The organism is Amycolatopsis sp. WAC 01376 (assembly GCF_003947415.1).
GTDB lineage: Bacteria > Actinomycetota > Actinomycetes > Mycobacteriales > Pseudonocardiaceae > Amycolatopsis.
Map to the genome: position 1 here is coordinate 233,196 of NZ_QHKL01000002.1, position 21,684 is coordinate 254,879.

General features: G+C 67.8%; 16 protein-coding genes, 1 tRNA gene and 1 pseudogene. 13 read left to right on the plus strand and 5 right to left on the minus strand.

The genetic code is table 11. The features are described 5' to 3' along the window. Positions 1–79: 79 nt before the first annotated feature. Both DMH03_RS10385 and DMH03_RS10390 read right to left on the minus strand, forming a co-directional pair. A complete protein-coding gene (locus tag DMH03_RS10385; protein WP_233611404.1) occupies positions 80–742 on the minus strand; it encodes a hypothetical protein in 663 nt (220 codons plus the stop codon). Between the two features lie 436 nt (positions 743–1,178). Then, complete coding sequence (locus DMH03_RS10390; RefSeq protein WP_125791810.1) at positions 1,179–2,675, minus strand: S10 family peptidase; 1,497 nt, start codon at positions 2,673–2,675, stop codon at positions 1,179–1,181. Between the two features lie 28 nt (positions 2,676–2,703). On the opposite strand from DMH03_RS10390, the pseudogene nfi reads away from it, so the two are divergent. From nfi to DMH03_RS10420, 6 genes and pseudogenes are all read left to right on the plus strand, one after another. After that, a pseudogene (gene nfi / locus DMH03_RS10395) lies at positions 2,704–3,383 on the plus strand (deoxyribonuclease V). Then, a complete protein-coding gene (locus DMH03_RS10400) occupies positions 3,380–4,072 on the plus strand; it encodes a uracil-DNA glycosylase (protein ID WP_125791811.1) in 693 nt (230 codons plus the stop codon). The pseudogene nfi and the gene DMH03_RS10400 overlap by 4 nt, the downstream one beginning before the upstream one ends. 84 nt (positions 4,073–4,156) lie before the next feature. Next, positions 4,157–5,485 (plus strand): NAD(P)/FAD-dependent oxidoreductase, encoded by a 1,329-nt coding sequence (locus DMH03_RS10405; protein ID WP_007028829.1) that lies wholly within the window; start codon positions 4,157–4,159, stop codon positions 5,483–5,485. A gap of 77 nt (positions 5,486–5,562) precedes the next feature. Beyond that, complete coding sequence (locus DMH03_RS10410; protein WP_233611406.1) at positions 5,563–6,063, plus strand: DUF4231 domain-containing protein; 501 nt, start codon at positions 5,563–5,565, stop codon at positions 6,061–6,063. 50 nt (positions 6,064–6,113) lie between these two features. Continuing rightward, a tRNA-Leu gene (locus tag DMH03_RS10415) sits at positions 6,114–6,187 on the plus strand. Between the two features lie 251 nt (positions 6,188–6,438). Beyond that, entirely contained in the window at positions 6,439–6,846 is a 408-nt protein-coding gene (locus DMH03_RS10420; RefSeq protein WP_125791813.1) for a RidA family protein, read from the plus strand. On the opposite strand, the gene DMH03_RS10425 is transcribed toward DMH03_RS10420, so the two are convergent. Beyond that, positions 6,794–7,762, minus strand: a complete 969-nt coding sequence (locus DMH03_RS10425) for a LysR family transcriptional regulator (RefSeq protein WP_158633073.1) — start codon at positions 7,760–7,762, stop codon at positions 6,794–6,796. The genes DMH03_RS10420 and DMH03_RS10425 overlap by 53 nt on opposite strands. Before the next feature lie 268 nt (positions 7,763–8,030). Between DMH03_RS10425 and DMH03_RS10430 the strand changes: the two genes are divergently transcribed. Further along, the gene (locus DMH03_RS10430) at positions 8,031–8,987 is read left to right on the plus strand and encodes a ParB N-terminal domain-containing protein (protein WP_125791815.1); all 957 of its coding nucleotides are present in this window, start codon (positions 8,031–8,033) and stop codon (positions 8,985–8,987) included. Positions 8,988–9,022: 35 nt separating this feature from the next. On the opposite strand, the gene DMH03_RS10435 is transcribed toward DMH03_RS10430, so the two are convergent. Both DMH03_RS10435 and DMH03_RS10440 read right to left on the minus strand, forming a co-directional pair. Beyond that, on the minus strand, positions 9,023–9,592 hold the full coding sequence (locus DMH03_RS10435) for a GNAT family N-acetyltransferase (RefSeq protein WP_125791816.1): 570 nt from the start codon (positions 9,590–9,592) through the stop codon (positions 9,023–9,025). Between the two features lie 129 nt (positions 9,593–9,721). Next, positions 9,722–10,177, minus strand: coding sequence for a cupin domain-containing protein (locus DMH03_RS10440; RefSeq protein WP_125791817.1), 456 nt, complete (start codon positions 10,175–10,177; stop codon positions 9,722–9,724). A 292-nt stretch (positions 10,178–10,469) separates the two neighbouring features. On the opposite strand from DMH03_RS10440, the gene DMH03_RS10445 reads away from it, so the two are divergent. From DMH03_RS10445 to DMH03_RS10470, 6 genes are read left to right on the plus strand one after another with little or no spacing between them, the layout of a single operon-like run. Continuing rightward, positions 10,470–12,221 carry a non-ribosomal peptide synthetase gene (locus DMH03_RS10445; protein ID WP_233611408.1) on the plus strand — a complete coding sequence of 584 codons (1,752 nt, stop codon included), beginning with the start codon at positions 10,470–10,472 and terminating at the stop codon, positions 12,219–12,221. Between the two features lie 47 nt (positions 12,222–12,268). After that, on the plus strand, positions 12,269–15,307 hold the full coding sequence (locus DMH03_RS10450) for a condensation domain-containing protein (protein WP_125791819.1): 3,039 nt from the start codon (positions 12,269–12,271) through the stop codon (positions 15,305–15,307). 1 nt (position 15,308) lies between these two features. Beyond that, positions 15,309–15,647 carry an acyl carrier protein gene (locus DMH03_RS10455; RefSeq protein WP_233611410.1) on the plus strand — a complete coding sequence of 113 codons (339 nt, stop codon included), beginning with the start codon at positions 15,309–15,311 and terminating at the stop codon, positions 15,645–15,647. A gap of 3 nt (positions 15,648–15,650) precedes the next feature. After that, positions 15,651–19,103 carry a thioester reductase domain-containing protein gene (locus DMH03_RS42965; protein ID WP_125791821.1) on the plus strand — a complete coding sequence of 1,151 codons (3,453 nt, stop codon included), beginning with the start codon at positions 15,651–15,653 and terminating at the stop codon, positions 19,101–19,103. Then, positions 19,100–20,083: a 3-oxoacyl-[acyl-carrier-protein] synthase III C-terminal domain-containing protein gene (locus DMH03_RS10465; protein ID WP_125791822.1), complete on the plus strand. Its 984-nt coding sequence runs from the start codon at positions 19,100–19,102 to the stop codon at positions 20,081–20,083. Before DMH03_RS42965 ends, DMH03_RS10465 begins: the two co-directional genes overlap by 4 nt. Continuing rightward, entirely contained in the window at positions 20,071–21,642 is a 1,572-nt protein-coding gene (locus DMH03_RS10470; protein ID WP_125791823.1) for an amino acid adenylation domain-containing protein, read from the plus strand. The genes DMH03_RS10465 and DMH03_RS10470 overlap by 13 nt, the downstream gene beginning before the upstream one ends. The last annotated feature ends 42 nt before the right edge of the window (positions 21,643–21,684 follow it).

Below are 21,684 nucleotides of genomic sequence, written 5' to 3' on the forward strand. Positions count from 1 at the left end.
GTTCTTTAGTGCTATGAACGGTCCGTTCCTTGCAAAATTTGCAAGGAACGGACCGTTCATAGCATCGCGGGGCGGACTGTCAGGCGGCTCGATCGGTGCGGACCACGGTGATGGCCGGTCTCGGACGCTGTGTTGCTGCGTCGGCCGCACCACGGAGTTCGGCGATGACCTTGTCCGGTTCGTCGCGAATCCGGGACGGCAAGGTCTGCACGACGACGATCCCAGCGGCCGCATACCGATTGTTGCGGTGGAGGGTTTTCCGGTACGCGTCCCTGCCGAAATGGTAGGCATACGAATCGATTTCCCATGCCATGGCGAGCTCATCACACCATGAGTCGGGCTTGCCGATGTAGTTGCCGAAGGCGTCGTAGACCTTGACGTTCCGCTCGGCAGGCGGCAGACCCGCCTTCTTCCAGATCGCCAGCGCCTCTGCTTCGGGGACCGACTTGACGTCGGCTGCGAGTTCTCTGAGTACGGCACGAGGAAGCGCCGTTCCTCGTCTGCTGCAGGACTCGAGTTCGGCACTCAATTCGTCCACGGTACAAAGGCCCGCCTCGACGGCTTCGATGAGCAAGGCACGAACCGGCTCGAGTTCGCGGATGCGCCTTACGCCATCCAGGACCGCTCGAGCCGGCGCTGCCAGCGGTACCCCTTCGAGCACGCGACGTTCCGGCATAGCGATCGTTCTTTCGATGATCGCGAACTTGACGCTTCGTACTTTGCGCTGTTCGGGGATGAGCACATGGACTGTCCCGTGCGGACCCGACTGTCGTAGTCCGTATCGTCGCGCTGCCTCGAAGCCGGTGACGACCCCACGAGCATCGGTGAGCATCAACGCCGCTTCTACTCGTTGCCGTGCGGTCGGTTGTTCCTTCGAGAGAAGGACGATGCCTGGTAGGAGGTGAGTCCACCTTCCACCAGGCTGGCATCTTCGATACGACGTGCTTTGCGTGACTCCTAGTTTCTCCAGGGTCGCCACGCGGATGACGCCGTGCCGACTGTGTTGACGTAGGTATGAGTCCGTGAGCGGAGCTCTTGATAGGTACATGCCGACATGGTGAACCGGAGAACCGACAGAACTCGTCCTCAGAACGCTATGAACGGTCCGTTCCTTGCAAAATTTGCAAGGAACGGACCGTTCATAGCGTTTGAGGGCGTCTCGAAGGAGGCCGAGGGGGCTACTTGCCCGAGGCGGTCTTGATGAACTTCGCCAGGTCCTTCGCCTGCCGCACCCGCGACTCCTCGTGCACGTACATCATGTGCCCGGCAGGGTAGTACGCCGTGTCGATGTTCTCGCGCAGTTCCTCCGGGATCTGAAGGCGCGCCAGCACGTGCTCCGAAGCGAAGTAGGGCGTAGCGCCATCGTAGTGACCGAAGGCGACATGCACCCGCAGATGCGGGTTCGCCCGCATGGCCGAGGCCAGCGAGTCCACAGAGGACACTGAGCGGCCCTCGAAGTCGGAGTACGACCAGGCCTTGAAGACGTCCGTCGACAGGACCTCGTACGGCAGGTCGTTCTCGTAGCCGAGTTCGGCGCGCACGTAGTGGTTGAGCCCGCCCGTGTAGGCGCCGATGATCCGCGAGATCGACGGGTCGTCGCTCATGTGCTCGCGGCCGCCGTCGGGTTCCCAGGTGGTGAACCGGCCGTCCATCCTGCCGACGACGAGGCCCTTGTCCCGCAACAGCTCGGTGAAGTACCGGACGTGCTCGATCCGCAGGTTGACCCGGTCCACATAGGACTCGCTGAGCCCGGTCAGTGAAGCGAGCGTCGCCACGGCCTCCGCGCGGTCCTGTGTGGACAGACGCGCGCCGCGTGCGAGGGCCCAGGGGAGTTCCTTGGCCGCGAAGTCCTCGGCGTCGGCGAGGACGTCGTCGAGCGGGCGGTCGCCGTGGAGGCCGTGGTAGTGCGCGATCGCCGCGTACGTCGGCACGTAGAGCGAGTACGGCAGGTCGTTGCCCTCGGTGAACCGCAGGGTGCCCAGATCCAGCACGGACGAGATCAGCAGGAGCCCGTTGAGGTACATCCCGTGGCGTTCCTGCAGATGAGCCGCCAGTCCGGCCGCGCGCAGCGTGCCGTACGACTCGCCCGCCAGGAACTTCGGCGACAGCCAGCGCTGTTTACGCGAGACCCACAGCCGGATGACCTCGCCGATGGACTCGATGTCGGCGGTGTAGCCATGGTATTCCTTGGCCGCCTCGCCGTCCACGGCGCGCGAGTAGCCGGTCGACACCGGGTCGATGAACACCAGGTCGCTGTGCGCCAGCAGGGTTTCCTGGTTGTCGGTCAACCCGTAGGGCGGCGTGACCGGGTCGTCGACGTCGCCGGAGAGTACGCGGCGCGGGCCGAGCAGGCCCATGTGCAGCCAGACGCTCGCCGAGCCTGGCCCGCCGTTGAACGCGAACGTGACAGGGCGCGAGCCGGGCTCCGCGTCGTCGAGCGTGTAGGAGGTCACGAACACTTCGGCCTTGGCCTTGTAGCCCTCGGACTTGCCTTCGGTGATGACCTCCTTCCGCAGCACGATCCGCCCGGTCTGGGCCGTGTAGGCGAGCTTCTTGCGCTTGAGCGTCAGCGTGTGCTTCGTGGTGACCAGGTCGTCGGTCGGCTCGACCTTGGTTTCCACCGACGGGGCGTCCTTCTCGTCGGCGGTGTTCGAATCGGGATTGGTGTCCGGCATGCCTCCAACTTACTGGCAGTCTGTAGGTGTGGACATCGTCACGGCGCATGATCGCCCGAGCACCGCTGAACAGGCGATCGAGATCCAGGAAACCCTGCGTGGCCTGGTCGATCCCGAGGATCGTTGTCCACAAGAGATCGTCACGGTCACCGGACTCGACGTCGCCTACGACGAGGGCAGCGACCTCATCGCCGCCGCCGCGGTCACCCTCGAAACGCCCGGGTTCCGCGTCGTGGAAAGCGCACCGTCGTTTCGCGGGTCTCGTTCCCGTACGAACCCGGACTTTTCGCCTTCCGCGAGCTGCCGCCGCTGCTCGACGCCCTCCGCGCGCTCGATCACGTCCCGGACCTCCTGGTCTGCGACGGGCACGGCCTGGCGCATCCGCGCCGGTTCGGACTCGCGTGCCATGTCGGTGTCGTGACCGGCTTGCCGTCCATCGGGGTCGGCAAGACCCGGTTCGTCGGCGAACACGGCGAACCCGGCGCGGAACGCGGCTCGCGGGCACCCTTGCTGGACGACGGCGAGGTGGTCGGCTCGGTCTTGCGCACCCAGGACGGCGTGAAACCCGTTTATGTCTCCGTCGGCCACAAGATCTCGCTGGACAACGCGTGCCGCCAGGTGCTGCGGCTGTGCCCCTCGTTCCGTCAGCCGGAGACGACCCGGCACGCCGACCGTCTCGCCCGCGACGCGTTGAAGGAGGCGTTATGAGGTTCCATTCCCTCGCCGAACTCGACGCCGAGGTCATCGGCTGCCGTGCCTGCCCGCGGCTGGTCGCGTGGCGCGAGGAGATCGCCGTGGTCAAACGCGCGGCCTTCGCCGGCGAGACCTATTGGGCCCGGCCGGTGCCCGGCTTCGGCCCGCCGGACGCGTCGCTGGCGATCGTCGGCCTCGCTCCTTCGGCACACGGTGCGAACCGGACCGGCCGCCTGTTCACGGGTGACCCGTCCGGTGACGTTCTCTTCAAGGCACTTCACCGGGTCGGGGTCGCGTCGCAGCCGACGTCGACCCAGATAGGTGACGGTCTCGAGCTCCGAGGGACCCGGATGGTGTCCCCGGTGAGATGCGCGCCACCCGCGAACAAGCCCACACCTGAGGAACGGGAAACCTGCCGATCGTGGCTCGCGGCGGAGCTGGAGTTACTGCGGCCGACCCTGAAAGCCGTCGTGGTGCTCGGCGCGTTCGGCTGGCAGGCGCTGCTTCCGGTGCTCGCGGAGGCGGGCTGGCCGGTGCCCGCGCCACGCCCGAAGTTCGGCCACGGAGTCGAAGCGGACCTCGGCGACCTGCGCCTTTTCGGCTGTTATCACGTGTCGCAGCGCAATGTCCAGACCGGCCGCCTGACCCTTGACATGGTGTGCGACGTCCTGGCCTCCGCGACCTCGGTGGCCGGCCTGAACTGAATCGGTGCGGAAGCCGTGGCGACGCTGGTCACAGCCGGATGGGGTCTCCGAGCGATCTCAGCAGATGGGTGCGACTATAGGAATATGGCTGGTGTTAAGTCGGAACCGACACGGATCCTCGTCCTTGGTGGTGGATACGTCGGGCTCTACACGGCGTACGGGCTCCAGAAGATGCTCCGGGCCAACGAAGCGTCCGTGACGGTCGTTGACCCGCAGCCGCACATGACCTATGCCCCCTTCCTGCCCGAGGCGGCGGCCGGTGCGATCGAACCGCGGCACGTTGTCGTGCCGCTGAGGCGCGTGCTCAAACGCTGCCACGTGCTCACCGCGCGCGTGACGAAGATCGAGCACGAGCGCAAAGCCGTGACGGTCGAGGCCGCCGACGGGCACGTCGAGCAGCTGAACTACGACGTCCTCGTGGTCGCGCTCGGCGCCGTGGCGCGCATCCTGCCGATCCCGGGCCTTGTCGAGGAAGGTATCGCCTTCAAGACCATCGGTGAGGCGATCTACCTGCGCAACCACGTCATGACGAAGCTGGACGAGGCCGCCAGCACGCTCGATCCCGAGCAGCGCAAACGCCTGCTGACGTTCACCGTCGTCGGCGGCGGGTTCGCCGGTATCGAGGCGCTCGCCGAGCTCGAGGACATGACCCGCTTCGCGGTGGAGAACTACTACCCGAACCTCAAGGTCGAGGACATCCGCTGGGTGCTCGTCGAGGCGGCCGGGCGGATCCTCCCCGAGGTGCGCGAGACGCTCGGTGTGTACACCGTCGAGCAGCTCGAAAAGCGCGGTATCGAAGTCTATTTGTCGACAGCGGCGAAGTCGTTCGAAAACGGCCACGTCGTGCTTTCGGACGGCACCGAGTTCGACACCGACACGATCATCTGGACCGCCGGCGTGAAGGCGAACCCGGTGCTCGCCAGCTCGGACCTGCCGCTGGACAAGCGCGGCCGCGTCGAGGCCACCGCCGCGATGCAGGTCGTCGGGCACCCCGACGTCTGGACCGCCGGTGACAACGCCGCCGTGCCGGACCTGTCGCGTACCGAGCAGGACCCGACCGCGACCTGCCCGCCGAACGCGCAGCACGCCGTCCGCCAGGCCCGTCTGCTGGCGAAGAACATCATCAAGGTGATCCGCGGCGGCAAGCCGAAGGACTACTACCACAAGAACCTTGGTGCGGTGGCCAGCCTCGGCCTGCACAAGGGTGTCGCCGACGCGCTGAACCTGAAGATCAAGGGCTTCCCGGCCTGGCTCTTCCACCGCGCGTACCACCTCAAGGCGATGCCGACGTGGAACCGCAAGATCCGCATCCTGTTCGACTGGATGCTCGGTGGCCTGTTCCGGCGCGAGGTCATCTCGCTCGGCCAGATCAACAACCCGCGCGAGGAATTCGACCGGCTGTCGAAGTCCTGAGTCCGGAGGTCCGTGAAGGCCTCCTTCCCTACGCTCAAGGTAGGGAAGGAGGCCTTCACGGCGTTTAGGGTGTGCCGGTGCAGGCATTCCGGAAGCTGAAGCCGCCCGTCCAGTCCGCCCTCCCCAAGCCGGGATCGACCCCGCTCGAACTCGCCCACGACCTCGTGGGCCGGATCGAGCAGGGGACGAAGTATGCGCGGATCCGCAAACGCCGGTTCCGCACCAGGTCCGTCGTCCTGCGGATCCTGGCGTTGCTGCTGTCCGCGGCCTCCACGATCATCCTCGGCCTGCAAAACCTGAACCCCTGGACGGGGACGGCGTTCGCGCTGGTCGCCGTCGTCACGGTGGTGAACGTGCTGGAGCCCTTCTTCGCCTGGCGCTCGCTTTGGGTGCTGATGGAGGAAGGCCAGTACAAGTTCTACCGGCTGCGCGACGACCTGACCTACTACATCGCCTCGACGCCGCCGGACGAGCTGGACCGGACCGTCCTGCGCGAGAAGTTCGACGAGTACCAGGCGATCTGGGACCTCGTCGGCAACAGCTGGCTGAAGTACCGCCAAGCGGACAAGGCGAACTAGGCCGCGGCCTCGGTGACCACCGGCTCGGGGCATCGCCTAGGCTTGCCTGTGCCCCGGTAGCCCAACTGGCAGAGGCAGTCGACTTAAAATCGACCCAGTGCGGGTTCGATCCCCGTCCGGGGCACAAACGGCAAGTGTCGCCCGGCGTGCGTCGCCGGTCCGGTGAAGATCCACCCGAACCGATTCTCCGATGAGCCATGCCGATCTCGCATGATTGCCATGAGAAACGCTCGTTGGTCGCGTGCTGCCGACGACCATAAGGTGGTCGTGCGATGACCTGGACTCCTCGGCCGGAACGCGTAGCGGCCGACGGCTTCCTGGTGGCCATGAAGGATTCCCGCCCGCGAGCCCGCGTCGATCGAAACGAGCCCGGCAATGCCTCGTATTGTGCACAGTGACCCGCCCGGCGTGCCCGCGCCGCCTCCGGGAGCCTTCTCCCACGCCGTTCGCGTGAACGGAGACTCCGGCGCCCTGCTGTACGTTTCCGGGCAGATCGCCATCGACGACCGGGGCGCGCTGGTGGGGAAGGGCGACGTCGGCAAGCAATCGGAGCAGGTGTTCGACATACTCGGCAAGATCCTTGCCGCGCACGGTGCCGGTTTCGACGACGTCGTCAACATCCGGACCTTCTTGACCGACATGGACCAGTTGCAGGGCTACTTGGCCGTTCGCAAACAACATCTGACCGGGCCGCCGCCCTCCAGTACCACCGTCGAGGTGAGCAGACTGTTCAATCCCGACGCGCTTTTGGAAGTCGACCTCGTCGTTTCGCTTCCGGCGTGAGGTCCGGGATCTTCGCCAGGTCGGCGGCCACGGAACGGAGATCCGCGAGGAACGCGGCCACCGCCGGATATCTGTGCGCGTGCGGGGGGACAGCCGCGTACACGGTCCGTCTCGGCGGATCGGGGGCGAGCGGCCGCACGACGATTTTCGCCGGGATGTGGGGAGTCATCATGCCGGGGATGAGCGCCACACCGAGGCCGCCTGCCACCAATTCGAGTTTGACCATCCACTCGCCGGCGCGCAGGGGCGTGTTCGGGATGAAGCCGGCGGCGGCACAGGTGGCCCGCAGGGCGGACACGGCCTCGACCGTGTCCGCGACGATCCAGTGCTCGTCCGCCAGTTCGGCCATGGGGATCTCGTCCCGAGACGCCAGCCGGTGTTCTTCGGACAGGGCGACGTGTATCCGGTCCTCGACGAGATGATCCAGGTGGATGCCGGTGAGATCGGGATTCTTGTGGGTGCTGACCACGGCGATGTCCAGGTCGCCCGCTCCCAGCAGGCCCAGTAGGCGCTCGGTGGTCCCTTCCCGTAGTGCCAACGAGATTCCCTCGTGCCGGGACTGGAAACGTTCCAGCGCGCCCGAAACCAGCGCCAGGTTCGCCGTGGGAAAGGCGCCGATCCGCAAGTGCCCGACGTCGAGCCGCCGGACGGCGTCCAGTGCGCGAATGGTGTCGGAGAACCGCTCGAGGAGTGCCTTCGCGTGGGGAAGCAGATGTTCTCCGGCCGGGGTGAGCCGGACCCCGCGAGCCCGCCGGGCGAACAGTTCCACTCCCCAGACATCTTCGAGCGAAGCCATCTGCCGCGAAACCGCGGACTGGGTGTATCCACCCGCGGAGGCCGCCGCGGTGAACGACCCGCGTTCGGCGACCGAAACGAACGTTCGCAGCAAAACCGGGTCCGGTAGCTCTGAAGGCACAGCGCTCGATCTTACGCCGTTCGTGTTCGCGGCGGCTCGATTTCGGCGGTCAAAGGGGCGGAGAAGGGGGCAGTCGCGCGAATTTTTCAAGCGGGGCAACCGATTCCCTTTTCCGTGCGTGAACGTTGGTCATGGGTCGGACGCCGTCTTGGGGGCGGTATCCGGATCGGACGTTTCCAACATGGGATTCGACGGGGGACAGGTCTTGGACGTGAATACCGGAGATGTTGTGGAATACGGGCATCTTGATGATCTTGGCCCGGCCGTCATGGCACCGATCGCCTCACTGCTGCCCTCCGATTCGCCGAGGATCGGTGGCGAAGACGGGGAGCATGTGCGTGAGCTGGCGGAGCTGGACGCGAGTTTGCCGCCGATCGTCGTGCATCGCGCGACGATGCGGGTGATCGACGGGATGCACCGGTTGCGGGCTGCCGTGCTCCGTGGGGAAGAGCTGATCGCGGTGCGTTATTTCGACGGTTCCGACCTGGACGCGTTCGTGCTGGCGGTAAGGCTCAATTCCACGCACGGGCTGCCGTTGTCCCCCATCGACCGCGCGTCGGCGGCGGCACGGATCATCCGCTCCCATCCGCACCTGTCGGACCGCGCGATCGCGGAAACCACGGGGCTCGCGCACAAGACCGTGGCCGCTGTCCGTTCTCGTTCGGCAGGCGACGTGCCGCAACCGGAAACCCGGGTCGGCCTGGACGGACGCGTCCGTCCGCTCAACGCCGCACAGGGTCGTCTCCGCGCACGCGACCTGATCGCCAGCGACCCGAAGGCTCCGTTGCGGCAGATCTCGCGGTCGGCGGGCGTCTCCGTGAGTACCGCGCGGGATGTGCGCGAACGGTTGCGGCGTGGTCAGGATCCGGTTCCGTTGCGGCAGCGTCGTGCCAAGAAGTTCCCGGCTTCGCCGCATCGCGATCCGGCGGCCTCCGAGGCAGGCGACAGGTATACGGCCGATTCGCTCGCCGACGACGCCGTCGCGGCCTTGGAGACACTGCGCATGGACCCGTCTTTGCGGTTCACCGAAGCGGGGCGCACCGTGCTCCGGTTGCTCGATGTCCATGTACTCGGCGTCGAGGGCTGGGACAGGCTGGTAGACGGTATTCCCGAGCATTGCAGTGTCGCGGTGGCGGACATCGCCCGTAGCTGCGCCGAATCCTGGCGCGAGTTCGCCCGCCAGCTGGAGTTGCCTCGGACGGAGAGGCCGGCGGCCGCCGAGTGAGGGTGCGTCTGCCACGTCCAGTTGAGCGGCCTCGCTCAGCGGGACGTGGCTGGCGGGTCCGCCGCCGCCCGCCACTCGGCGGCGAGTATCGACCACACCTCGATGTCCTGGCCGACGCCGTCCATGGGGAACGCCTCGCGAAGCATGCCTTCACGCTTCATCCCGAGCCGTCGCGCCACCGCTATGCTCCGGGTGTTCGCCGGAAAGGTGCGCCATTCGACGCGGTTCATTCCTCGCTCGTGGACGGCCCAGTCGATCATCAGCCTCGCCGTTCGCTGGATCAGTCCGTGTCCTTGCGCTTCCCTGGCGAGCCAGACGCCGATCTCGCAGGTCGAAGTCCGGGGATCGAAGATCCGGAACAGTGTGCCACCGACGAGTTCGCCGTCCAGCCAGATCCCCTGGATCCGCCCGCCGTCGGCGGCCTGCTGATCGGCGTACCGCTGAAGGAACTGCCGGGCGGTCTCCTCGTCGACGATGGTCCGGGCCCACGGTAGCCACGGCGCCAAGTGCTCCCGTGCCCGGTGGACGTAGGCGGCGAACTCGGCCGCCAGCCAGGGTTCGAGCGCGCGGAGATCCGCGTTCGGGGCGAGGCGGTGACGCAGCAAGGTGATCCTCCGTTTGATCGGCCGGCTTCGGTTGATCGGTTGATTGGACGTTACCGCAGAAAATGACAGCGGAATCCGGGCTCGTTCGTGTTCGACTGGGGAGAATTCGCAGTCGAACACCGGCCGCCGCTATTCCAAGACGATCATGTCGTACTCGGCGGAGACGCGCCCGATCTCCGTCCGGTCGAGCGGCCGGTCGCCCCCGGCGAAGACCAGCGCGCGCAGGACCCGGTCCCAGCCACCCGGCGAGTTGATGTTGAGCATGCGCACCGGGGCGTCGGTGTCGTTGCGATAGCAGTGCGCGACTCCTGGCGGAAAACACGCGTACGATCCCGCGCCCGCGGAAACGGTGTGCTCTCCGATACGGAGCGTCAATGTTCCTTCGAGCACGTAGAAGGAATCACACAAGCGCTCATGACGGTGCAAGGGCGGGCCGCCCGCGCCGGGCCGAAGACGGTGCTCGACAACGGAGAACGCTCCACCCGTCGCGTCTCCCGAAGCCAGCACCGAAGAGACATTACCGTCACCGTAAGCGAGTACTTCACCTTCGTCCGAGGCGCGAAGAAAGATCGCGGGAAGTGTCATGCGGAAAAAGATATCCGTGATCCGTGTTGCGTGACCGCGTCGGGTGCGACATGAACGAACCCTTGCCTCGATTGGCGTATTGATGGCATCGCCCGCATCACCTAGCTTGGCGATCGGGGCTGGGGTGCGGTCGATCCAAGCGGGCTTCTACTGCCTGGCAAGGTCTTGATCTGTTCAATCATGTTCTGGGGGATGTTGTTCCATGGGGTCTGCCGAACACGCGACAAGGACGAAACCTGCTCGGGGCAATTCTTTCTCGGCGCCTGCCTCCGGCAAGGGAATAGCGACCCTCGTGGAGGAATGGGTCGAGCGCGGGCCGGAAGCCTGCGCGGTACGCGAACCGCTCACCGGCAGGTCGATGAATTACCGTGAGCTCTGGCTGCAAGCCGGGCGGCTCGCCGAGGTCCTCGCGGCCGAAGAGGTGCGCCCTGGTGATCTCGTCGCGGTCGATCTTCCCCGTTCCCTCGACCTGGTGGTGGCCTTCCTCGGCGTCGTCCGGGCTCGCGCCGCCTACCTGCCCTTGGACGTCCACGCTCCCGCGGAACGCATCGCCGGTATCGTCGAGGAATCTGGCTCGCGAGTGCTGATCTGCGCTCCATCGGCCGAAGCCGGGCGCCGGGCGCGGCTTCCTTCGGGCGTGCGAGTGCTTTCGGTGCCACAAGAGCGAGGTGAGCCGGATTCGCCGTCGGCACCGGCTGAAGCCGCGGCCGGTGAAGACCCGATTTACGTCACCTATACCTCGGGTTCCACCGGACGGCCGAAAGGCGTCGTGATCCCGCATCGCGCGGTGAACCGGTTGGTGGTGGAGCCGAATTACTGCACGATCGAGCCGGGCGACCGGGTCGCGAACACGTGCAATCCCGCCTTCGACGTGACCACTTGCGAGATCTGGAGCACGCTCACCTCCGGCGGGACCGTCGTGCCCTTTCCCTTGCTCACCGACGTGACCATGAACGCTTGGGCGGACTTGGTGCGCACCGAGGAAATCACCACGATGTTCCTCACCACGTCGCTGTTCCATACGGTGGCCTGGGAGCGTCCTGACGCTTTCGGCTCGATGAAGAACCTGGTCGTCGGCGGGGAACAGCTGGACCTCGCGGCGGTCCGGCGGGTGCTCGCCGCGCGGCCGCCGACCCGGCTGGTCAACGGCTACGGGCCGACCGAGGCCACCGCTTTCGCCACCTTCTTCGAATGCACCGTCGAAAGCCTGGCCGGTGTCGAACGGATCCCCATCGGACACGCTCTGCAGAAGACGACGGTCCACGTGCTGGACGAAGACCTGAACCCGGTACCCGCCGGAGAAACGGGTGAGCTGTGCCTCGGCGGGCCGGGGGTGGCCACCGGTTATCTGAACCGCCCCGAACTCACCGCGGAACGGTTCGTGATCGAGCCGTCGACCGGTGAGCGGGTGTACCGGACCGGGGACCTGGTGCGCGAGGTCGCCGGTGGTGCGTTGGAAATGCTCGGCAGGAAGGACCGGCAGATCAAGCTGCGCGGCTTCCGGATCGAACTGGAGGAAATCGAGCGGGTCGCGGTTTCCACCGGTCTGGTCGACGCCGCGTTCGTGGAAAAGGTGGGCGCGGGGGCGTCCGCCGAACTGGTCGCGTTCCTGTTGCCCGCCAAGGGAACGGGCGAAGACGTGGCCGGCGCGCTGGCCGCTGGGCTGGCGGGGAAACTGCCCGGCTACATGATTCCCGCCCATTGGCACGTGTTGTCCGAGCTGCCGGTCGGCGCGACCGGGAAAGCGGACCGCGCGCGGATGCTCGCGTTGTTCGCCGAAGCGGGCCGCGAAGACCCCGCCGAAACCGGATCCTTCGATGACCCGGTTCTCGCCCAGGTCAAGGGGATCTTGCGAGACGTGCTGGGCAGGTCGAACTTCTCCGCCGCCGACAACTTCCTCGACATCGGCGGGAACTCCGTCCTCGCCGTCCAGGTCGCTTCCCGGATCCAGCAACGGTACGCGGTTCCCCTGGAACCGGCCGACGTACTGCTCGCCGAATCCTTCGACGCGCTGGCGGTGCACGTCCGCTCGGCGGTCTCGTAGCCGACGGCCGCCCTCGTTCACGGAGCAACGATTCACCGGGGGAACTCTTGACCAATTCGACCTTGCCCGCGCTGACCCGATCTGGCGCTCGTGTCGCGCCGCTGTCGTTCGCGCAGGAACGGCTGTGGTTCATCGACGCCACGACACCGGGTTCGGTGACCTACAACGTTCCGCTGCTCATGCGCTGGCGCAGGCGGGCGGACGCCGGGGCGCTGCGCGCCGCTTTGGCCGCCGTGGTGTCGAGACACGAGATACTGCGCACGACCTATCAGGTCCGAAATGGACAGCCGATGCAGGTGATCGGCGATTCCGAGGCCGTCGAGGTCGAGGTGATCGAACTCGACGGCGCCGCGGACGCGGAGCAACGGATCCGTGCGGACGCCGGGGAAAGAGCCGCGAAACCCTTCGACTTGTCCGTGGGGCCGATCCTGCGCTGTACGTTGTGGCGCGGCGCTCCCGCCGGTGACGCGCTCCTGCTGGTGATCCACCACATCGCCGTCGACGGATGGTCGATCGCCGTGCTGCTGGAAGATCTCGGCAAGGCGTACCAGGCGGCGATCGAAGGCCGACCGGCGTCGTTGCCCGGGCTGGAGATCCAGTACGCCGATTTCGCGGTATGGGACCGGGCGGCGGGCGCCGATCCCGCTCTGCGGCAACGGATCGCCGACCGCGCGACGGACTTGCTGACCTTGCCCGGCGGAGTGAACCTCGCCGGGCGGCGGGCGCGACCGGTCTCTCCGGAAGGTGCCCTTCCCGGTGCTCAGCACACCTTCACGGTGCCCGGACCGGTGGTCGCGAACCTGCGAGAGCTGGCGAAGGCTCTGCGCGCGACGCCGTATGTTCTGCTCTTCGCCGCGTTTCAGCTGGTGTTGCGGCAGTGGTCCGGGCGGCCGGAGTTCCTGGTGGGGACGCTCGCCGCCAATCGCCCGCATCCGGACTTGGAGAAGCTGGCCGGGTTCTTCGTCAACACCGTGCCGCTGAAATGCCGGTCGGAACCGGACTGGACGTTCGCCGAACTCTGTGCCCAGACGCGGCAAGAGGCCTTTCGTTCCCTTACCTACCAACGGATCCCTTTCAACCAGCTGACCGCCGAGGTCGCCGCGGTGAAAGGTGCCCGCGTCGGCCTGGTGGATGTGGGGTTCGCGCTTCAGAACGTGCCCGCGCCGAAGCCGCCCGCTCCGGAGCTGTGGACTTCGCCGGTCCAGCTCCCGACCGGTACGGCCAAGTTCGACCTCCTGTTGTTGCTGGAGGAGGGACAGGACGAGATCACCGGCATGGTCGAGTTCGCGACCGATCGCCTTCCCGGCGGCATGGGCCGGTTCGTCGGCGACGATTTCCTGGCCGTCCTCGCGAAGGCGGTGGCCGACCCAGGCGTCACCGTGCGTGAACTGCTCGCCGGGATCGACGATGCCGACGCCCGGACGGCAGGCTGGGAGCGAGACCCGGAGGACGCCGAGGAGGAGCCCGGGCGGCCTCCGGCCGAGGTCGGGCGGGGCGGGTTCACCGAGGAGCAACGGTGGGCCGCGGAGCTCTTCGTGGACGTGTTGCCCAAGGTGGCCAAGGCCGTTCCGGTGCTCACCGTCGCGGACTTGGCTCCGGAGACGAACTTCTTCTCTCTCAGCGGGCATTCCCTGCTCGCGGTCCACATGCTTTCCGAGGCTCGGCGGCGCCACGGTATCTGGGTGCCCCCGGCCGGCTTCCTTGCCGAGCCCACGGTCGCCGGGCTGGGCCGGTTGCTCGCCGCGGGTGCCGAAGCGCCGGCCGAGCGGCCCGGCGGAACACCGGCTCCGGCGGACCGGTACCCGGCGACCTCGGTGCAGCAGCGATTCTGGTTCCTCGACCGGATCGCCGGGCTCCGGTCGGCATACGTGCTCCCCATGGTGATCGAACTGCGGGGCGCGATCGATCAGGACGCGCTCCGCCGGGCGCTTCAGCAGGTCCTCGGCCGCCATCCCGCGTTGCGCACCCGATTCGAGCTCGACCGGAAGCTGCGAAGGCTCTTCTACCGCACGGACGCGCCGACCCCCGAGATCATGGTGAGCGGGGGTGAACGGTGGGACGACGCCCGGCTCGAGGCCCGGCTGGCGAAGGTGAGCTGGGACGCGTTCGACCTGGCGACGGGCCCGCTCGCACGCGCCGAGGTCATCACGCGAAAGGACCGGACGCTGGTCGTGATCAGCGCGCACCACATCGTCAACGACGGATGGTCGCAGCAGATCCTGTCCGAACAGCTGGCCGAGGCCTATCGAGCCGAGCGGGAAGGCAGGCCCGCCGCCCTTCCGGCACCCGTCCATCCGTCCATAGTGGATGGATCAGACTCTCCGGCCGCCGCGTCGAGGGAAGAGCGGGCGGCCGCGAGAGTGTCCGAACTGGACGGTGCCCCGACCGACGTGCTGCTCCCGTACGACCGGCCGCGGGGGAACACCCAGCCGACCCTCGGCGCGTCCCGCCGGGTGAATCTCGGGAAAGAACCGACGGCCCGGTTGCGGGAGATCTGCGGCGAACTCGGCTGTACCACCTTCATGGCGACCGCGGCGCTGCTCGCGAGCACCCTCGGCGACCGGAGCGGGCAACGGGACTTCCTGTTCGCGATCCCCTGGGTCGGCCGGGACGCGCCGGAGTCCGCGAACGCGGTGGGCATGTTCGTCAACACCCTGGTGCTCCGGGTGGACGCGAGCGGCGAACCCACTTGGCGGGAGCTGCTCGGCCGGGTCCGTGAGGCGAGCGTTTCCTGCTACCGCGACGCGGATGTGCCGTTCGACGCGATCGCGTCGGGGGTGCATCCCGACCGCGGCCTCGACCGGCCGCCGGTGACGCCGGTGTACCTCGCTTCGGCCGACGGTGTGCCGTCGCCCGCCGAGCTGTCTCCCGGCGTCCAAGCCCGTTATCTCCCGCTGCGGCCGCTGCACGTCAAGTACGAGTTCGAGCTCACCGTCATCGAACACGGCGACGACCTGCTGCTGTCCGCTTCCTATTTGAGCGACCTGTTCGACGAAGACACCATCACCGATCTTCTCGCCGCGCTCGTGACGAAGGCGATGAACCTGACGGCTGATCCGGATGCGAAAACGGATAAGGGGAACTGAAGTGAACGAGACCGTGATCGCGGAGCCCGACATCGTCGGCAAGGTGCGAAGCGCTTGGGCGGACGCGCTCGACATCGCCGTCGAAACCGTGCCGATGGAGGTCAACTTCTTCGACGCCGGTGGCAACTCGCTGCTGTTGCTGCTGCTCTGGGAGCAGCTCAACGGGATGACCGAACGCGATCTCCGAGCGGCCGACCTCTTCGAGCACAGCACGGTGCGGGCACAGGCCGCGTTGCTCGGCAGCGAGGAGGCCACCGGACCCGCGAAGCTCGGCGGCCGCGAACGCGGCCGGTTGCTCGGCATGGCACGCCGCACCCAGCCGACCGAATCGGGCGACTGACCCATGACGAACGAGACCGATATCGCGGTCGTGGGCGCCGGTTGCCGTTTCCCCGACGCCTGGACCCCGGAAAGCTTCTGGCGGAACCTCGACGCCGGCGTGGTTTCCATGCGGGAACAGGACGAGGACCGGCTCCGGGCGTCCGGTGTGTCCGAGGCGGACCTGAAGGCGCCCGACTTCGTCCGGGTGGCCGCGACCCTGCCGGGAGCGGAGGACTTCGCCGCCGAGTTCTTCGGAGTGTCACCAACCGAGGCCGAGACGATCGACCCGCAGCACCGGCTGCTCCTGGAAAGCTGCTGGGAGGCGCTGGAGTCCGCGGGACATCCGCCGCGTGCGGACGGCCCGGTGACCGGCATCTTCGCGGGAGGCGCGCCGAGCCGGTACTCGGCCGCGTTGCTCGCGGCGAAGACCATGGAGTCCGGGCTGATCGAGGCGTTCGACGACCTCGGGCTGACGCTGGGTGGCCTCGGGGACCTGATGACGTCGAGGATCGGCTACAAGCTGGGGTTGCGCGGGCCGACCGTCGGTGTGCAAACGGCTTGTTCGTCCTCGCTGTACGCGGTGCATTACGCGACCTTGAGCTTGCTTTCCGGAGAGTGCGACATCGCGCTGGCCGGCGGTACGACGATCGCCGAGCCGGTCACCGGATACCGGTACCAGCCGGGCGGCCTGACCTCCGAGGACGGCTACTGCCGCTCGTTCGACGCGACTTCGACCGGAACCGCGTTCAGCTCGGGGATCGGCGTGGTGGCCCTGCGCAGGCTTTCCGACGCGCTCGCCGACGGCGACCCCGTACTGGCGGTGGTCCGCGGCAGCGCCATCGGGAACGAGGGCTCGAACCGGCCCGGTTTCACCGCGCCGACCCCGTCCGGGGTCGCCGACGTGGTCGCGGCCGCGTTGCGGGTGGCCGGCGTGCCGGCACGGCTGCTGAGGTACGTCGAGGCGCACGGGTCGGGCACCGCACTCGGCGATCACATCGAGCTGCTGGGGCTCACCGACGGCCTGCGGGCCACCACCTCCGACAGCGGATTCTGCGGACTCGGCTCGGTGAAGGCGAACATCGGGCACACCGGTGCCACCGCCGGTATCGCCGGTTTCCTGAAGGCGGTGCACATCGTGCGCACCGGAAACCTTCCCCCGCAGCCGATGTTCGACCGGCCGCGGGATCCCGGCATCCTCGCCGAAAGCCCGTTCTTCGTGCCGGCGAGCGCGAGTTCGAACCTCGACCGGGACCGGCACGTGCTGGTCAACTCGATGGGCGTCGGCGGCACGAACGCCGTCGCGGTGCTCGCCCCGCCGCCCGCACCCGTGCGGCCCCCGGCACCGGAGACCGAAGTCGTCCGGCTGGTGCTGTCCGGGCGCACTCGCGCCGAACTGGACGCGTTGTCCGGACGGCTCGCCGATGAGCTGGACGCCGGTGGGCAGGCCGTCGCGGACGTGGCGCATACGCTGAGGGTCGGACGGCGGTCGTTCACCGAGCGCCGGGTGGTGACCGCCGCCCCCGGCGCGCTGGCGTCGGTGCTGCGCCTGCCCCGTCCGCCCGCCGCCCGCACAGTGCGCACCACCGCCGCGCGGCGGGCGATCGTCGTCGCGCCGGAAGGGCTGGACGTGCCGCGCGCGCTGCTCGCCGCGTTGCCCGGCAAGCCCGAGGTGGTGCGGGAGGTCCCCACGCGACCGTCGGCGGACGAGTTCGTGCTGCTCGTCGGCACCGGCGAAGCGGGACCGGCCCGCCACGTCCTACCGCTCGAACCGGATACCGATCCCGGCGTGCTCGCGGACCGGGTCGAGGAGGCGCTCACGGCGGCCTGGCTGCACGGCGTCGACGTGGCATGGGAGACGATCTCCGGTGGCCGAGGCCGCCGGGTGACGCTGCCGACGTATCCGTTCTCCCGGCGCAGGTATTGGGCTCTCGACAGGATGCCGCCGATCGCCGCGCCTTCGAGCTGGTCCCGCCCCGCCGCGACGACCGAGTCCACTGTGGACAACGTCGGTACGGAGGAGCCCGGATCCATCGAGGCGGAGTTGCTCGAACTGTGGCGTGAGCTGTTCGGCGTCTCCACGATCGGCGTGGACGACGAGTTCGGCCTGCTCGGCGGGACCTCCTTGCTGTACGTGCAGATGGCACTGAAGGTCCAGCAGCGCCACCAGGTCCTCATCAACGTGCACCGCTCGGGTGGCAGCCGGACCACGGTGCGCAGGATCGCCCGGATCGTCCGGGGCAAACTCGGCGCGCAAGGCGACGAAGCCGTCTATCAGGTCGCGGACGGAGACGGCGAGCTGATGGACGCCGACCTGCAACTGCCGTTGGCCGATGTGTCCGAAACGGAAGCGCCGGGTACCGATGTGCTGCTGACCGGCGCGACCGGCTTCCTCGGCGCGTTCCTGCTGCACGAGTTGCTGGCCTCGACCGAGGGCAGGATCTACTGCCTGGTGCGGGCCGCGGACGAGGCCGAGGGCCGGGAGCGGCTGAGCAACGCGGTGAAGGCGTTGGGGCTGCCCGAAACGGACTCGGACCGCGTACACGTGGTGCCCGGCGACCTCCACGACATCGCCAAGGTCTGCCGCGAGTACCGGGACGGCGAACTCGCCACGCAGGTGGGCCGGGTGCTGCACTGCGCGGCCCGGGTGGTCTTCACCGAGCCGTACCGGGTCCTGCGCGAGAGCAACCTGCTGCCGATGGTCGACCTGCTGTCGTGGATGCGGGGCAACGGAATCCGGGACTTCTCCTTCGTCTCCACCGTCGCGGCGACCGGGATCGCGATGGGCACCGGCGGGAAGATCCTGGAGACCAGGGAACAACCGCTGGATCCCGAGCAGGGTGGGTACGGCGTCAGCAAATGGGTCGGCGAACGGCTGCTGGAACGGGCCGAGCGCGACGGTATGCGGGTCCGGGTGTTCCGGCCGGGCGTCATCGTCTCCTCCCGGACGACGGGGGCCTGCAACGACAAGGACCTGGTCTGGCATCTGCTGGCCAGCGGTCTCGCGGTGGGCGCGCATCCGCTCGACGAGCGTGCCTGGCCGGTGGCACCCGTCGACGTGGTGGCCAAGGCCATCGCGGAACTCTCGTTCGTCCCGGGTTCGGTCGGCCGCGCGTATCACCTGGTCCACGAGAAATTGATCAACCCGCGGCAGATGTTCGAGCTGCTGGCCGAAGCGGGCCTGCCGACCGAGGCCGTCGAGCCGGAGGAATGGAAGCGTCGGGTGGCCGAAAAGGCACTGGCGACGGGTGACGAGGTGCTGTCGAACATGACCCTCTACGAACTCGAGGGCGAGGAGAACCTCGGCGAGGACGACATGGAAGCCAAGGGCTGGCAGGACTGGCTGAGCCGCTCTGGCTTGAGTTCCGAACCGACCGGAGAGCTGCTGCGCGGCGGGCTGGAGTACCTGGCCGAGAACAAGGCGGCGGCGGGCGACCTGGTGGCGAATCTCGTGAGGACAAGGGGAACGCGCTCATGACCACGGACAACGGTTCCGGCGCGATCGGCATCGGCGCGATGCACTGCCTGCTGCCCGAAGACCGGATGGCGGTCACGGATCTGCCGGAATACGCCCAGCTCGGCCATGAAGAGCTCGCGTTCGTCGAGAAATGCGGTGTGCGGACCGTCGGGGTGTTCACCGAGACCTCGCAGGCGGCCCTCGCCGGGCAGGCCTGCCGGGAACTGCTGGCCGAGCATCCGGTCGACCCCGACATCCTGCTGATGGTCGGGCCGCGGTCACCGGACGTGCTGCTCGGCTCGGACGTGTGCCGCGTGCAGGCGGAGAACAAACTGGACTCGGCGTTCGCCTTCAGCGTGGACGGGCTGGGCTGCACCGGTTCCAGTGCCGCCTGGGCGCTGGCGCGTGACCTGCTCGTGGCCGATCCCGGCCGCGAGAGCGTGCTGATCACGCACACCAGCCGTCCGACCGGAGCGGACCGGATCCGGTTCCCCGTCACGGTGGTCGGCGACGGGGCGTACGCGATGACGATGGTCCGGGGCGGCCGTCCTGTGCTGCGAGGGCATCGGCAGGAGACCGACGGCTCCTTCAACGACCTGTTCCGCGTGGACTACAAGCAGACGCCCTGGTACGAATGGCGCGAGGAATGCCTGGACCCGGCCAGGTACAGCTTCGAACTGGCGACGCACAGCCAATTCCGGCTCAGCCGCCTCGTCGACCGTGTCCTCGCCGAAGCCGGGATCGGCAAGGACGCCGTCGCCACCACCCTGATGCAGAACGTCGCGGCGAGCGCGTTCGGCTTCTACACCTCCCTGCTCGAACTGCCGATCCACGACGTGTGCCTGGCGCAGCTGACCGAGTACGGGCACCTCGGCGCGATGGACGTCGTGCTCAACCTCGACCGGTTGCTCGCCACCGGCGAGCTGGCCGAGGGCGATCTCGTGCTGGTGCTGAACAACAGTCCGGTGGCCGCCTGGGCGGTGACGTTGTGGGAAGTCTGAACGGCACACCGGAAACGCTGTACGACTGGTTCACCGCGTCGGTGGCCAGGTGGCCGGACGAGACCGCGGTCGAAGTGCGGGATGTCAGCCTGACCTACGCGCGGCTTCACGAATGCGCGCTGGCGCTCGCCTGCCGGATCGTCGCCGAGCACGGCGGTGCGCCGGAGCGGATCGCGTTGCTCGCTTCCCGCAGCGTGGTCGCGTACGCCGGCTATCTCGCGGGCCTGTACCTCGGCTCGGTCCTCACCCCGCTCAATCCGGAGTACCCCGCGGCCCGCAACCGCATGGTCTGCGAACTGGCGAAGGTGGACCTGGTGCTGGCCGACGAAGCGGGCTCCGCGCAGCTCGACGACGACGATCTCGCCGCCACCGTGCTCACTCCCGCCGACGCCGACGTGCTCGCGGCCCGGCCCACCGGCGAACCGCGGCCGCGCCGGACGAGCGGTGACGACGTCGCGTACGTCCTGTTCACGTCGGGCTCCACCGGCCGTCCCAAAGGCGTGCCGATCCGGCACCGCAATCTGTCGCCTTACCTGGCGCACAACATCGAGCGTTATCAGGTGAAGCCCGGCTGCCGGATGTCGCACGCCTTCGACCTGACCTTCGACCCGTCGGTTTTCGATCTCTTCGTCACCTGGGGTGGCGGCGCGACGCTGATCGTCCCTCGGCGCACCGAACTGCTGACCCCGGTGGACTATCTGGTGGAGCACCGGATCACGCACTGGTTCTCGGTGCCGTCGGTGGTTTCGGTCAGCGCGGACCTCGGCAACCTCCCGGCGGGACGGGTGCGCGAGCTGCGCTACAGCCTGTTCATCGGCGAACAGCTCACGGTCCGGCAAGCGCGGGAGTGGCGGGCCGTCGCGCCGGACGCGGTACTGGAGAACGTCTACGGCCCGACCGAATTGACCGTCGCTTGTACCGAATTCCGGCTGCCGGACGATCCGGAGCAGTGGCCGGCCACCACGAACGACACGGTGCCGATCGGGCCCGTATACGACTTCCTCGACCACGTGATCCTGGACGAGGCAGGATGTCCCGCGGCGGAGGGCGAGCTTTGTGTCCGCGGCTCCCAGCGCTTCGACGGCTATCTGGACCCGCAGGACGACATCGGCCGGTTCCTCACCCACGACGACGCCGGGACGACGGTGTACGACGGAACGGGGCCGCTGACCGAGGCGCATTACTACCGCACGGGAGACAGGGTGCGGTGGGAGTCCGGCAATCTCGTCCATTTAGGACGGTTGGACAACCAGGTCAAGGTCCGCGGCTATCGGATCGAACTCGGCGAGATCGAGGCGGCCATGCGACGGCATACCGACATCCGGGACGCGGTCGTGCTCGCGATCAAGAACGAGGAAGAAACCGAACTCGTCGGATGCTATACGGGCGTGCCGCAGGCGCCGTTGCGTTTCCTGCACTGGCTGTGCGACCAGGTGCCCATCCACATGGTTCCGCGGCGTTTCGAGCATTTCGATTCCTTGCCCCTCAACGCCAACGGCAAGATCGACCGGAACGGGCTGCGCGACCTGCTGCCCGGCGGCCGCGCGGTCAAGGCGTAGCGATGGACATCCGAAACCGTGCAGAGAAAGGAATCGCTCGCT